The sequence below is a fragment of the Planomonospora sp. ID82291 genome (assembly GCF_015711645.1).
Taxonomy (GTDB): domain Bacteria; phylum Actinomycetota; class Actinomycetes; order Streptosporangiales; family Streptosporangiaceae; genus Planomonospora.
The window spans coordinates 87,634-100,668 of sequence record NZ_JABTEX010000005.1 but is presented as its reverse complement, the minus strand read 5'-3'; the positions used below and the strand labels follow the sequence as shown (position 1 = coordinate 100,668).

At 73.3% G+C, this 13,035-nt stretch carries 15 protein-coding genes and 1 riboswitch; of the genes, 5 read left to right on the top strand and 10 right to left on the bottom strand.

Annotated elements, in window-relative coordinates; all coding sequences use genetic code 11:
- Positions 1 to 20 precede the first annotated feature (20 nt).
- On the top strand, positions 21 to 521 hold the full coding sequence (locus HS045_RS28385) for a SigE family RNA polymerase sigma factor (protein WP_196454586.1): 501 nt from the start codon (positions 21 to 23) through the stop codon (positions 519 to 521).
- Positions 518 to 1,237 carry a hypothetical protein gene (locus HS045_RS28380; protein WP_196454585.1) on the top strand — a complete coding sequence of 240 codons (720 nt, stop codon included), beginning with the start codon at positions 518 to 520 and terminating at the stop codon, positions 1,235 to 1,237. The genes HS045_RS28385 and HS045_RS28380 overlap by 4 nt, the downstream gene beginning before the upstream one ends.
- On the opposite strand, the gene HS045_RS28375 is transcribed toward HS045_RS28380, so the two are convergent.
- The 6 genes from HS045_RS28375 to HS045_RS35635 form a co-directional block, all read right to left on the bottom strand.
- On the bottom strand, positions 1,223 to 1,981 hold the full coding sequence (locus tag HS045_RS28375) for a sirohydrochlorin chelatase (protein WP_307827770.1): 759 nt from the start codon (positions 1,979 to 1,981) through the stop codon (positions 1,223 to 1,225). The two genes, HS045_RS28380 and HS045_RS28375, sit on opposite strands and share 15 nt — an antisense overlap.
- Positions 1,978 to 2,706: a phosphoadenylyl-sulfate reductase gene (locus tag HS045_RS28370; protein WP_196454584.1), complete on the bottom strand. Its 729-nt coding sequence runs from the start codon at positions 2,704 to 2,706 to the stop codon at positions 1,978 to 1,980. Before HS045_RS28370 ends, HS045_RS28375 begins: the two co-directional genes overlap by 4 nt.
- Entirely contained in the window at positions 2,703 to 2,846 is a 144-nt protein-coding gene (locus HS045_RS28365) for an Insertion element protein (RefSeq protein WP_196454583.1), read from the bottom strand. The genes HS045_RS28370 and HS045_RS28365 overlap by 4 nt, the downstream gene beginning before the upstream one ends.
- Positions 2,843 to 4,525: a nitrite/sulfite reductase gene (locus HS045_RS28360; RefSeq protein WP_196454582.1), complete on the bottom strand. Its 1,683-nt coding sequence runs from the start codon at positions 4,523 to 4,525 to the stop codon at positions 2,843 to 2,845. The genes HS045_RS28365 and HS045_RS28360 overlap by 4 nt, the downstream gene beginning before the upstream one ends.
- 163 nt (positions 4,526 to 4,688) lie before the next feature.
- Complete coding sequence (locus HS045_RS36455) at positions 4,689 to 4,772, bottom strand: putative leader peptide (protein WP_373293860.1); 84 nt, start codon at positions 4,770 to 4,772, stop codon at positions 4,689 to 4,691.
- 220 nt (positions 4,773 to 4,992) lie between these two features.
- Positions 4,993 to 5,118, bottom strand: a complete 126-nt coding sequence (locus HS045_RS35635; RefSeq protein ID WP_255531957.1) for a hypothetical protein — start codon at positions 5,116 to 5,118, stop codon at positions 4,993 to 4,995.
- Between the two features lie 237 nt (positions 5,119 to 5,355).
- Between HS045_RS35635 and HS045_RS28355 the strand changes: the two genes are divergently transcribed.
- From HS045_RS28355 to rsgA, 3 genes are all read left to right on the top strand, one after another.
- Complete coding sequence (locus HS045_RS28355; RefSeq protein WP_196454581.1) at positions 5,356 to 6,354, top strand: YihY/virulence factor BrkB family protein; 999 nt, start codon at positions 5,356 to 5,358, stop codon at positions 6,352 to 6,354.
- Positions 6,347 to 6,428: riboswitch (ZMP/ZTP riboswitch) on the top strand. Its footprint overlaps the gene before it by 8 nt.
- A 32-nt stretch (positions 6,429 to 6,460) precedes the next feature.
- Positions 6,461 to 7,720 carry a serine hydroxymethyltransferase gene (glyA, locus tag HS045_RS28350; RefSeq protein WP_196454580.1) on the top strand — a complete coding sequence of 420 codons (1,260 nt, stop codon included), beginning with the start codon at positions 6,461 to 6,463 and terminating at the stop codon, positions 7,718 to 7,720.
- 304 nt (positions 7,721 to 8,024) lie between these two features.
- Positions 8,025 to 9,143, top strand: coding sequence for a ribosome small subunit-dependent GTPase A (gene rsgA / locus HS045_RS28345; RefSeq protein ID WP_196454579.1), 1,119 nt, complete (start codon positions 8,025 to 8,027; stop codon positions 9,141 to 9,143).
- A gap of 262 nt (positions 9,144 to 9,405) precedes the next feature.
- On the opposite strand, the gene HS045_RS28340 is transcribed toward rsgA, so the two are convergent.
- From HS045_RS28340 to HS045_RS28325, 4 genes are all read right to left on the bottom strand, one after another.
- Positions 9,406 to 9,720: a WhiB family transcriptional regulator gene (locus tag HS045_RS28340; protein WP_012893126.1), complete on the bottom strand. Its 315-nt coding sequence runs from the start codon at positions 9,718 to 9,720 to the stop codon at positions 9,406 to 9,408.
- Positions 9,721 to 9,822: 102 nt separating this feature from the next.
- Entirely contained in the window at positions 9,823 to 10,737 is a 915-nt protein-coding gene (locus HS045_RS28335; RefSeq protein ID WP_196454578.1) for a sucrase ferredoxin, read from the bottom strand.
- Positions 10,738 to 10,834: 97 nt separating this feature from the next.
- Positions 10,835 to 12,358, bottom strand: coding sequence for a glycerol-3-phosphate dehydrogenase/oxidase (locus tag HS045_RS28330; RefSeq protein ID WP_196454577.1), 1,524 nt, complete (start codon positions 12,356 to 12,358; stop codon positions 10,835 to 10,837).
- Positions 12,355 to 13,029, bottom strand: coding sequence for a TetR/AcrR family transcriptional regulator (locus tag HS045_RS28325; protein ID WP_230885013.1), 675 nt, complete (start codon positions 13,027 to 13,029; stop codon positions 12,355 to 12,357). The genes HS045_RS28330 and HS045_RS28325 overlap by 4 nt, the downstream gene beginning before the upstream one ends.
- Positions 13,030 to 13,035 lie beyond the last annotated feature (6 nt).

Here is a 13,035-nt window from a genome sequence, read left to right as displayed (position 1 = left end):
CGATCAGTGAGGACCACCGCATGCGTGACCGGGCCGACTTCGAGCGCTACGTCGAGCAGCGCTCGGCCCGTCTGCTGCGCACCGCGTACCTCCTCTGCCGCGACTGGGGCACGGCGGAGGACCTGGTGCAGACGGCGCTGGCCAAGGCGTGGTTCGCCTGGCGCAGGGTGGGGGAGAACCCCGACCCGTACGTGTACCGGATCCTGGCCAACACCCACGCCACCTGGTGGCGGCGGAGGTGGAAGGGCGAGGTCCCGACCGAGACGCTCCCGGAGGAGGCGGGCCGGGATCCGGCGGCCGATCTGGGGACGCGCGACGAGGTGCGCTCGGTGCTGGCGGCGCTGCCCGCCCGGCAGCGGGCGGTGCTGGTCCTGCGCTACTTCGCCGACCTGCCCGACGCGGAGATCGCCGGGGTCCTCGGCTGTTCGGTGGCCACCGTGCGCAGTCAGGCCGCCAGGGCGCTGGCCAAGCTGCGCGTCGATCCCGCGGCCCGGGCCGCGCTCACCTCGGAGCTGAAATGACGATCACTGAGAACGATCTGCGCGATCTCCTCGACACCGACAGCGGCGGCGGTCCCTGCAGGGGCGTGACCGTGGCCGACGTCGACCGGCGGGCCCGCCGCATCAGGCGCCGCCGCCTCGGCGCGGCGGGCGGGGCGGCGGCGGCGGGCCTCGCCGCCGTGATGGCCGTCGCCCTGCCCGCCGGGACCGCGGACGTGGTCCCCCAGGACGTCTGGACCGGCGTCATGTCCCAGCCGGAGAAGCGGTACGGCGCCCGCCTGGTCACCACGACCGTCCTGTCGGAGCGCTTCTCCGAGATGGGGAGGCGGATCGTGTTCGACATCCCCGATCAGGCGCGGCGTCAGCAGACGTGGATCACGGTGTACTGCCCGTCCGGGGCGGAGGTGCTGCTCTGGGAGGGCGGGAGGTACCACAACGTCTACACGTGCGATCAGAGAGTGGGCGACGAGTTCACCGCGGCCCTGGCGACGGTCTCGGACCGGGAGCGGGTGGAGATCGCGGTGGTGCCCGCCGGCTCCGTCGCGAAGCTGGGGTCCCCGCTGGTCGACGGGGACGACGCGCAGCGGGTCGTGCAGCTCGCGGGCCGGAGCCGCGCCGACCTGCGGATCACCGCGGACCTCTACACGAGCGAGCCGTGCGAGAGCGGGCCGGGCTGCCGGTTCGCCGACGAGTCCGTGCCGGTGCCCTCCGGCGCCTACCCGCTAGGCGGTGATTGACCGCTCGGCCGCCCGCAGGGCCTGGCCGTACCGCTCCAGCAGCACGGACGCCACCTCCGGGGCCGCGCCCAGCACGTCCGCCACGGCCGCCGCGCCCGCGGCGAGGGTGTCCGCCCGGATCCGGTCGGCGAAGTGGCCGGGGGCCAGCAGGTAGGGGGCCACGACCACGCGGGGCGCCCCGGCGGCCAGCAGCCGCCGGACCTCCGCCTGCGGAGCGGGCGCGGCGGCCGAGGCGTAGGCGGCGGCCACCGCCCACCAGCCGCGCCGGGACCACGCGCGGGCGATCCGGGCGACGGTCGCGTTGGCCCGGTGGTCGCCGGAGCCCGCCGAGACCAGCACCACCGCGGTCTCCGGGTCGCCGGCGGCCACGTCCGCCTCGGCCAGCCGCCGCTCCAGGGCGGCGGTCAGCAGCGGGTGCGGGCCCAGCGTCGCGCCCCGGTGCACCCGCAGCCGGGGCTGCCGGGCCGCGGCCTCGGCCAGCGCGCCGGGGATGTCCACCCGGCTGTGGTAGGCCTCGGTGAGCAGCAGCGGCAGCACGGCCGCCTCCGTCCGCCCGGCCAGCGCCCCGGCGAGCGTCGCGGGGGCGTGGTCGAGGTAGGCGGCCCGCACCGGCAGCTCCGGCCGCGCCCGCCGCACGAGGTCCAGCAGCTCCTCCACCGTCGCGGCGGCGCGCGGGTCGCGGGACCCGTGCGCCACGGCGATCAGCGGGACCGGCCGGACCCCGGGAAGCGGGGGACGGCTCACGTGTGGATGCCGCACTCGGTCTTGCCCATCCCGGCCCACCGGCCGCTGCGCGGGTCCTCGCCGGGGGCCACCTGGCGGGTGCAGGGGGCGCAGCCGATCGAGGGGTAGTCGTCGTAGTGCAGCGGGTTGACCAGCACCCCGTTGTCGGTCATGTAGTTGTCGACGTCGTCCTGCGTCCAGCGGGCGATCGGGTTGATCTTGACCATCTGGCGCTTGGCGTCCCACTCCACGACCTTGATCCCGGCGCGGGTGCTGGCCTCGTCGCGGCGGATGCCGGACACCCAGGCGAGGTACGGCTCCAGCGCCCGGTTGAGCGGCTCGACCTTGCGCAGGAAGCAGCACAGGTCGGGGTTGCGGCCGAACAGCCGCGGACCGAGGTCGCGCTCCTGCTCGGCCACCGTCCGGGACGGCCGCACGTCGATCACGTTGACGTCGTAGACCTGCCGGACCGCGTCCCGGGTGCCGATCGTCTCGGCGAAGTGGTAGCCGGTGTCGATGAACAGCACGTCCACCCCCGGCTTGACCCTGCTGACCAGGTCGATCATCAGGGCGTCGCTCATCGACGCGGTCAGGCAGAGCCGGTCGCCGAAGGTCGCCGCCGCCCAGCGGATGATCTCGATGGCGGAGGCGTCCTCCAGGAAGCGCGCGGCGGACTCGACGATGTCCTGCAGGTCGAGCGTCTCGCGCTGCTGACGTAATCCGATCTCCACGTCCACCAGGGTCATCTCACCACTCCGATTCCGAGAAACTTCAGCTTGAAGGCGCGGGCGCACGAGCGGCAGTACCAGCCGCCGTCGCCCTCGTAGGGCTCCAGGTCCTCGTCACCGCAGTACGGGCAGTGGAACGGGACCGCTCTCCCGCTCACTTGAGGTCCGCGTCGTCGGCCCGCCGCGCCCAGGCGGCGAAGGTCTCGCCCTCGTTGCGCTGCTTCTCGAAGGTGCGCAGGACCCGCTCGACGTAGTCGGGCAGCTCCGCGGCGGTGGCCTTCAGGCCGCGGACCTTGCGGCCGAAGCCGGAGTCGGCCCCCAGCGAACCGCCCAGCTGGATCTGGAAGCCCTCCACCTGCTCGCCGGCGTCGTTCACCACGAGCTGGCCCTTCAGGCCGATGTCGGCGGTCTGGACGCGCGCGCAGGAGTTCGGGCAGCCGTTGACGTTGATGGTCAGCGGCTCGGCGAAGTCCGGCAGCCGGGCCTCCAGCTCGTCGATCAGGTGGGAGGCGGTGTCCTTGGTGTCGACGATCGCCAGTTTGCAGAACTGGATGCCGGTGCAGGCCATGGTCTGGCGGCGGAAGGTGGAGGGGGTGACCTGCAGATCGTTGGCCTCCAGCTCCGCGACGAGGCCGTCCACCTGGTCGGGGGCGACGTCGAGGACGACCATCTTCTGCTCGATCGTGGTGTGGACCCGGCCGGAGCCGTGCCGCTCGGCGATGTCGGCGATCAGGTGCAGCTTGTCCCCGCTGAGGCGGCCGACCCGGGGGGTGAAGCCGACGTAGAAGTTGCCGTCCTTCTGCGGGAAGACGCCCACGTGGTCGCGGCGGTCGCTGCGCGGCGCCGCGGGCGCGGGACCGTCGGGCAGCGCGTACCCGAGGTACTCGGATTCGAGGATCTCGCGGAACTTCTCGGTGCCCCAGTCGTTGACCAGGAACTTCAGCCGCGCCCGGTGGCGCAGGCGGCGGTAGCCGTAGTCGCGGAAGATGCCGATCACCCCGCCGTAGACCTCGGAGGCCCGCTCGGGGGTGACGAAGACGCCCAGGCGCTTGGCGAGCATCGGGTTGGTGGACAGGCCGCCGCCGACCCACAGGTCGTAGCCCGCCTCGCCCCGCTCGTTGACGACGCCGACGAAGGCGATGTCGTTGATCTCGTGCACGGTGCAGTGCGCCGGGCAGCCGCTCAGCGCGGTCTTGAACTTGCGCGGCAGGTTGGAGAAGTCCGGGTTGCCGACGTAGTCGTCGTAGATCTGGCGGACCTGGTCGGTGGCGTCGAGGACCTCGTCGGTGTCGATCCCGGCGAGCGGGCAGCCGATGATGACGCGGGGGACGTCGCCGCAGGCCTCGGTGGTCGACAGGCCCACCGCCTCCAGCCGGGCCCAGATGTCGGGGACCGACTCGATCTCGATCCAGTGGATCTGGATGTTCTGCCGGTCGGTGACGTCGGCGGTGCCGCGGCCGTAGAGGTTGGAGATGTCGGCGATGGTGCGCAGCTGCTCCAGGTCGAGCCGGCCGCCGTCGATGCGGACGCGGAGCATGAAGTAGCGGTCGTCGAGCTCCTCGGGCTCCAGGACCGCGGTCTTGCCGCCGTCGATCCCGGGCCTGCGCTGGGTGTAGAGGCCGTACCAGCGCATCCGGCCCCGCAGGTCGGCCGGGTCGATGGAGTCGAACCCGCCCTTGGAGTAGATGTCGATGATCCGCTGACGGACGTTGAGCCCGTCGTCGTTCTTCTTCAGTTCCTCGTTCTTGTTCAGCGGCTCTCGGTAGCCGAGAGCCCACTGGCCTTCGCCCTTCGGGCGCTTGTGGTGGCGGTTGGCCGGGCGGGCCGGGGTCGTCATGTGCGCGTCCTTACGGATGGAAGGGAAGACGTGACGGACACGCACAGGCTCCTCCCGCCTCATCGTCGAGTGCGGGGGCCGGTTCTACTCCGTGGGGAGCGGTCGCTCCGGGGAAGAACGCCTGTCGCGCGCCGAGCCGGATGGAATCAGCGGAGGGCGACGGTCAACGGGCGTTGCGACAGATCGCGCTGCGGACACGCAGGAGGTCGACGTGGCGTCGCACGACGAGCATGGGGTCCGCTGGCATGTCGATGACGATACCTTGGCGGCCCGAGATGTCCAATATCGGGTCCACACTCTGGACGTGGTCTTGGTCTCGCATTTGTCCCCGGGGCCGGGTCCGGCCCTCCCGGCGGCCCCGGCGGCGGCCGGCGGCGCCCACCGGGGGCCGGTGGCGGCGGTTCTCGACGGTGGCTCTCGGCGGCGGTTCTCGACGGCGGTTCTCGACGGCGGCCGGCGGCGGGGCCTCAGCCCTGGCGGGGCCAGTCCAGCGGGGACTCGCGGGGCTCGGCGGAGGGCTGGTGCTGGCAGTCGCACCACGTCCCGCCCCGGCAGTCCTCGTGGCGGCGGTCCTTGCAGGAGTCGCAGATCATGCCTTCATTGTGCCGCCGGGCCCGCGCCCGGCCCGGGACGCCCGGCGCCGCGGGCGCGGCCGTGCCCGCCGGGCGGTCCGCGGATCCGGCCGCCGCCGCTCCTCCCGGGCCCGCCGGATTCGCCGCCCCCTCCCCGGTTCGCCGGTTTCGCCGCAGGTCGTACGGGTGGCGGATGCGTGCGGATCGTCACCGGCCGGATTCGTGGGACGGCGGCGCGGGGGAATACCGTGGGGTGCCATGACGTCCACTGATGCCTCGGCGCGGAGGTCGGGACCGAAGCGGCGACGGCCGCGGGGCCACTCCCGGCTGCGCCGCCACAGCGCCCGGCTGCGGGCCGGGCTCTCCTGGGTGCGCGGCACCGGCACGTGGGCGCTGGCGGTGGCCACCACGAACGCGGGCGTCGCCTACCGGGTCACCGGCCTGGCGGGGGAGGCGGCCTTCTTCGCGCTGCTGTCGCTCCCGCCGTTCGTGCTGGGCCTGATCGGCGTGGTCGGCCAGCTCACCAAGGTGTTCGGGCCGGAGACCGTGCAGGACGTCAACCTCTGGATCGACCGGCAGGCCCACCTGCTGTTCACCGACAACGCCGTGGACACCGTCGTCACCCCGCTCATCGCCGACGTGCTGAGACCGGAGAACCAGGTCTCGCTCATCTCGCTGGGCTTCGTGCTCGCGCTCTGGTCGGGCTCGCGGGCGCTGTACGTCTACGTGGACCTGATCACGGTGGCCTACGGGCTCGGCGAGGAGCGCGGCATCATCCGCACCCGCCTGATGTCCTTCGGGCTCTACCTCGCGGGCCTGCTGAGCGGCCTGCTCGTCATGCCGGTCCTGGTGCTCGGGCCCGAGGCGCTGCGCGGCACGCTGCCGCGCGACTACGGAGGGCTGGTGGACGTGCTCTACTGGCCGGTGGTGGTCGTCGGATCCGTCTTCTTCCTCACGCTGCTCTACCACGTCAGTGTGCCGGTGCGCACGCGCTGGTGGCGGGAGATGCCCGGCGCCGTGCTGGCGCTGATCATCTGGATCGCCTGCGCCGCGGTGCTGCGCGCGGTGCTGGCCGACTGGTTCACGCCGGTGTCCATCTACGGCTCGCTGGCCTCCCCGATCGCGGTGCTCCTGTGGCTGTACATCACGGCGCTGGCGGTGCTCATCGGCGCCACGCTCAACGCCGAGGTGGACCGGCTCTGGCCCGCCGACGGCACGGGACGGGTCAGCCGGGCGGGACAGTCCGATATCGTCTAAACGCGACTGGCGCATTGGGTGGAACAACCACCGGGGAGCGGAAATGGCGGAGGCCGCGCGCCTGGGTCTCCGCGCGTCGTCAACGTAGGCAGGGAGTGAAGGCGCCATGAGTGGTTCCCTTTCCAGCGTCGATCCGCAGATCGCCGACCTGATCAGGGCGGAGGAGCGCCGCCAGACCGACACGGTCAAGCTGATCGCCTCGGAGAACTACGTCTCCAAGGCCGTGCTCGAGGCCACGGGCACCGTGCTCACCAACAAGTACTCCGAGGGCTACCCGGGCAAGCGCTACTACGAGGGCCAGCAGGTCATCGACCAGATCGAGACGGTGGCCGTCGAGCGGGCCAAGGCGCTGTTCGGCGTGAACCACGCCAACGTCCAGCCCTACTCCGGTTCGCCCGCCAACCTCGCGATCTACATGGCCTTCCTGCAGCCCGGCGAGACCGTGATGGGCATGGGCCTGCCCTTCGGCGGCCACCTCACCCACGGCTGGTCGGTCTCGGCCACCGGCAAGTGGTTCAACCCGGTCCGGTACGGCGTGCGCCAGGACACCGGCCGGGTGGACATGGACGAGGTCCGCGAGATCGCCCTGCGCGAGCGCCCCAAGCTGATCTTCTGCGGCGGCACCGCGATCCCGCGCACGATCGACTTCCCGGCCTTCGCCGAGATCGCCCGCGAGGTCGGCGCCGTCCTGGCCGCCGACATCGCGCACATCGCCGGCCTGGTCGCCGGCGGCGCCCACCCGTCACCGGTCGGGCACGCCGACGTCATCTCCACCACCACCCACAAGACGCTGCGCGGCCCCCGCGGCGCCATGCTGATGGCCACCTCCGACGAGCACGCCGCCGCGCTGAACAAGGCCGTCTTCCCCGGCCTGCAGGGCGGTCCGCACAACCACACCACCGCGGCCATCGCGGTGGCGCTCAAGGAGGCCGCCACCGACGGCTTCAAGGACTACGCCCGCCAGGTCGTGATGAACGCCCGCGCGCTGGCCGAGGAGCTGCTGGCCCGCGGGTTCGACCTGGTCTCCGGCGGCACCGACAACCACCTCATCCTGATGGACCTGACCCCCAAGGGCGTCGGCGGCAAGCCCGCCGCGCAGGCGCTGGACAAGGCGGGCCTGGAGACCAACTACAACACCGTGCCGTTCGACCCGCGCAAGCCGTTCGACCCCTCGGGCATCCGCCTGGGCACCGCCGGCGTGACCAGCCGGGGCATGGGCGTGGCCGAGATGCGGCAGATCGGCGCCTGGATCGACCAGGTCGTCACCGCCCTGGCCAAGGACGAGGACGAGGCCAAGCGGGTCATCGTCCGCGTGCACGCCGAGGTCCGCGAGCTGACCTCGCACTTCCCGGCCCCCGGCCTGTAGGACGGAGGCGTCCCGCTCGGGCCCGGGCGGGACGCCCCGCAGGCCTGCGCGGGCCTATGCGGGGGAGGGGCTGCGCGGCCGGCGGCACCGCTCCGTGCACGGTTAACGGATTGCGGCGGTGGAGCGGGCCTGCGTTATAGTGGATCCGGTTCCGCCGCCCTGTCCGCGGGCGGCCACGACATTCGGGAGGTGAGGACTATGCGGGTCTTTCTGACGACCATGCCGTCCGTCGACCTCCGGGTGCCCGCCTAACCGACTCCGCAACGCGGGGCACCCGGTCTTTTCCGCAAAGGGTGTACCCACGTTGTCCTCGTCAGTCCTTCCTGACTTCTACGATCTCTCCTCGCTCGGCTGGAACGACTCTCTCGCCGCCGAGCTCCCCGCCGGGACGCTGCCCGCCCGGGTGGCCCGCGTCGACCGCGGCGCCGCCGAGGTGCTCTGCGCCGACGGCCACCTGACCGCCCACTACAGCGCCCGCGTACGGCGGGCCGCCGCCGCCGACCCGGTCGACCTGCCCTGCGTGGGGGACTGGGCCGCGCTCCACCGGCTCCCCGAGGGGCGCTTCGAACTGGAGGCGCTGCTGCCGCGCCGTACCGCCTTCGTCCGGGGAGGGGTGGGCCGGACCTCGCAGGGCGGCCTGTCCGGCGACTCCCGGGGGCAGGTGCTGGCCGCCAACGTCGATGTCGTGTTCGTCGCCGAACCCGCCCTGCACGCCACCGACACCGCCGACCTGGGCCGGATCGAGCGGCTGCTCGCCCTGGCCTGGGAGAGCGGGGGACACCCGGTCGTCCTGGTCACCAAGGCCGACCTGATCGGCGACGGCCTCTCCTTCCTGATGGACGAGGTCGCCTCGGCCGCGCCCGGCGTGGACGTGCACGCCGTCTGCTCGGTCACCGGCGAGGGGGTGGAGCTCGTCCGCGGCTACCTGGAGGGCTCCCGCACCGCGGTGGTGCTGGGCGCTTCGGGCGCGGGCAAGTCCACGCTGGTCAACGCCCTGGCCGGGGCGGCGGTGATGGAGACCCAGCAGGTCCGCGCGGGCGACGGCCGGGGCCGGCACACCACCGTGCACCGCGAGCTCATCCCGCTGCCCGGCGGCGGACTGGTCATCGACACGCCCGGCATCCGCCGCATCGGCCTGTACGAGATGGGCGAGGGCGTGGAGGCGGTCTTCTCCGACGTCGAGGAGTTGGCCGAGCGGTGCAGGTTCGCCGACTGCGGTCACGACAGCGAGCCGGGCTGCGCGGTCGTCGCCGCGATCGAGGACGGCACGCTTCCCGAGCGGCGGCTGGCCAGCTGGCGGAAGCTCCAGCGGGAGGCCGTCTGGATGGCGTCCCGGACCGACGCGCGGCTCCGCAAGGAACTGCAGAACAAGTGGAAGGTCATCCACAAGGAGATGCGGAAGCCGGGCCGCAACCGGCCCTGACCGCCTGAGGTACGCGGGGTTCTCTCCGGCCGCCGGGCCGGAGGGAACGGCTTCGGCGCGGCGCCTGCGTCCGGCGGGGTGGCGCCGGATCCCGCTCGGCGGCGGGCGGGTCCTCGCGGCGGTGCCCTGCGAGGAAGAGCGCCGGTGCGTCCTGCGGGGAAGAGGGTCGGCGCGACGGCCCCGGACACGGCGACGTGTGATCTCGCTGCGGTGTCAGGGGACCAGCGAGATCACACGTACGGGGGAAGCCGGGTGGAGGTGTTCAGGCGACGGCGCTGATGCCGGCGCTGGCGGCGCGGCGCATGCGACGACGGCGCTCGGAGGCGCGCTCGTCCTCGTTCAGCCCGCCCCAGGTGCCGTACTTCTCCGGACGGGACAGGGCGTAGTCCAGGCATTCGGCGCGGACGGGGCACTGGGCGCAGATGGCCTTGGCCTTGCGCTCGCGGATGTCACGCTCGGGCTGACGCTCACCATCGGGACCGAAGAAGAGCACGAGGTCCTCGCCCCGGCACGCGGCGTCATCCTGCCAGCCCCAGCTGGGCCGAGGACGGGCGGTCTGCCGACGTACCTGAGACATGAGAAAACCACCTTCTAGTGAGAAGAATTTCGGGTTACTGCCGCATTGGACGCTTTTGACATCCTTGGAGCCAACGCGTGGATCAGCCGCGATGTTCCCCGATCAGGCCAGCACGGGCGTGGCGTACCGCACAGGTGAGAGCCTGTCCAGCGCGACCAGCCGATAGGTGGTGATCGTGTCGGCGCAAGCCGTACCACATGGCGCCGTGAGCGTCATGGGTTCAACCACTACCCGAAAACGAGCGTCGCTACCGCGCACGATGGCCTCGGTTGCTTCGCCGTCCGACCTGGAGGACTCCACGGCCACTCCGCCGACCGAGAGCTCTCCCGTGTGGGCACGGACGAAATGCTCGGCAGCTTGCAGTGGCTCAGGAATGCCCGCGCGTCCCCGGAAACGGTCGAGGACGACCTCGCCGGACCGGTACGCGTCCGCTGCTGCGAGCGCAGCAGCCTGAGACATGCTGCCGTAGTAGAGGCCGTGTGGCAAGCACACGAGATTGGCGGCGTAGCGATCTCCGCCAACATGTGATGTTTCCCATGTTCTGTCCGGCCAAACCTCGGCCAGCGAACGAGCGAGGGGAAGTCCAATGCGGGCGCAGCACGCGTTGCGCTTCGCGTGCGTGCAGACCAGAAAAACCGGCTCACTCACCAGTATGCAGGACGCGGGGAGCGCTCCGGCCACCAGCGCGTCCAGGTCAAGATCGTCGGGGCCTGCGACGACGCCCTCGGCGAGCCACGGCTCGGGGCCGCGCGCGTCGGCCACCATGACGTGGATGCCGGGCCCCGAGGGCGTCCGGCGGCCGGGCCGGCGGATGAGCTGGGGGCGGACGCCCAGGACGGTGGCGCGTTTGATGAGGGTGTGCACGTCCTCGGGCAGGCGGCAGTCCTCCAGGTGGGAGGCCCAGGGTCCCGGGTGCTCGATGAGCAGCCAGAAGCGGGCGCCGACCGTCGCGCTGGCATGGACCGGCATCTCCGCGGTATGGCTGAACGCGGAGTGCGGGCATCCCTTCGCCGTCATTCCTCCCCCTTCCCCCGAGCCCTCTCGGTCCCCCTATCCCGACTTAGGTAAGACTAACCTAACGGTTTCGAGGGTATGCCCGCAGGTTTGAAAAAGTTCACCCTCGGCGCGGTTCCTCCGCCGGATAGGCGAGCGCCGCCCGCGCGGCGGGCAGGGCCGCCTCCCGATCCCGCGCCACCAGGCCGATCCGGGTCCGCCGGTCCAGCAGGTCGGCCGCGTCCAGCGCCCCCTCGTGCCGGACCGCCCAGACGAGCTCGGCCCCGGTGACCCCGGTGGGCAGCGGCTCGGCCAGCGCGGGGTCGCGCGCCATCAGGGCCCGTACGGCCCCCGCCTCGCTCCCGTACCGCGCGGCCAGCCGGTCGGCGGGGGCGGGCCCGGCCGGGACGGCCCCGACCAGCGGCAGCCGCGCCGTACGGCTCGGCCCCGCGACCAGGCCGCGTGAGCGCACCGCCAGGTCGACCGCGTCCTCGGCCATCCGCCGGTAGGTGGTGAGCTTGCCGCCCACGACCGTGACCACCCCGCCGGCGGCGGTGCGCAGCGCGTGGCGCCGGGACAGGTCGGCGGTGCGCCCCCCGCCGGCCAGCAGCGGGCGCAGCCCGGCGAAGGCACCGGCCACGTCCCCGCGCCGGACCGGGGTCTCCAGCACCGAGTCGAGCACGTCCAGCAGGAACGCCACGTCCTGCTCGGGGGCCTCGGGCACGTCCGGGACCGGCCCCTCCACCGGCTCGTCGGTCAGGCCGACGTAGATGCGCCCGTCGGCCTGGGGCAGGACCAGCGCGAAGCGGTCGCCCGTCCCCGGGATCGGCACGTGCAGGCCGGCCCGCAACCCCGGCAGGGTCTCGGGGCGGAGCACCAGGTGGGTGCCGCGCGAGGGGCGCAGCCGGATCCGCGGGTCGAGCCCGGCGGCCCAGACCCCGGTGGCGTTGATCACCGCCCGCGCCCGGATCGTGAAGGTCTCCCCGGTGAGCTCGTCGCGGACCCGCGCCCCGCCGCCGTCCAGCTCCAGCGCCCGGCACCGGGTCAGGACCGCCGCGCCGTGCGCGGCGGCCGTCCTGGCCAGCGCCACCACCAGCCGGGCGTCGTCGACCAGCCGTCCGTCCCAGGACAGCAGCGCCCCGCGCAGGCCGCCGGCCCGCAGCGGGGCGGCCAGCTCGCGCGCCCGCCCGGCGGAGATCCGGGCCGGGCCGGGCAGCAGGCCCCGCGGCGTGCGCGCGGCGGCGCGCAGCCCGTCGCCGAGCCGGTAGCCGGCCATCACCGTCGCCGCCCGGAGCCGGGAGACCTCCGGGGTCAGCGGGAGCAGGTACGGCTGGGCCCGCACCAGGTGTGGCGCGGTGCGGGCGAGCAGGACGCCGCGCTCCACCGCGCTCTCGCGGGCCACCCCGACCTGCCCCCTGGCGAGGTAGCGCAGCCCGCCGTGGATCATCTTGGAGCTCCACCGGGAGGTGCCGAAGGCCAGGTCGAAGGCGTCGACGGCGGCCACCGACAGGCCGCGCGAGGCGGCGTCGAGGGCCGCGCCGGCGCCGGTGGCGCCCAGCCCGACCACCAGCACGTCGACGGTCCGGCCGCCGGCCAGCCCGGCGAGCTCGCGGGCGCGGCGGGCGGCGTTGAGGGAGGAAGTCAAGGCGACAGGTACCTCTCCAGGAGGGCGGTGAGTTCGGCGTCCAGCGCGTCCTCGGTGACCGGGCCGGACCCCGCCGCTCCGTCCGGGTCCGCTCCGTCCGGGTCCGCTCCGTCCGGGTCCGCTCCGTCCGGGTCCGCTCCGTCCGGGTCCGGGGCGGCGGGGTCCAGCATGGTGGCGCCGGACAGCAGGAACGACTGCGCGGTCAGCAGCACGGCCCTGGCCTGGGCGCGCGCGTCGCCGGGCCGTACGGTGCCGGCCGTCCGGCCCCGGGTGATCGCCGACTCGATCAGGGCGAGCATGGCGTCGTGGCTGGAGCCCCGGCGGTCCAGCAGGTACGGCAGGAGCAGCTCGGGGTCCACTTCGACGATCTTGCGCCAGAGCGGGTGGCCGCGCAGCGCCCGGACCGCCCCGACGGCGGCGGTGACCGGGTCGTCGCCGGCGAAGCGGCCCGCGACCTCGACCCACTCGCGGGTCATCAGGTCGGCGACCAGGCTCCGCACGTCGGGCCAGTGGCGGTAGACGGTCATCCGCGACAGCCCCGCCCGGCGCGCCACGTCGGTGAGCGTGGTGCGCCGCACCCCGACGGCGAGCACGACCTCGCGGGCCGCGTCGAGGAGCGCGTCGGTGGAGCCCTTCGCCGGGCCGATGTCGTTGTGACGGTTGGACGTCATGTGTCA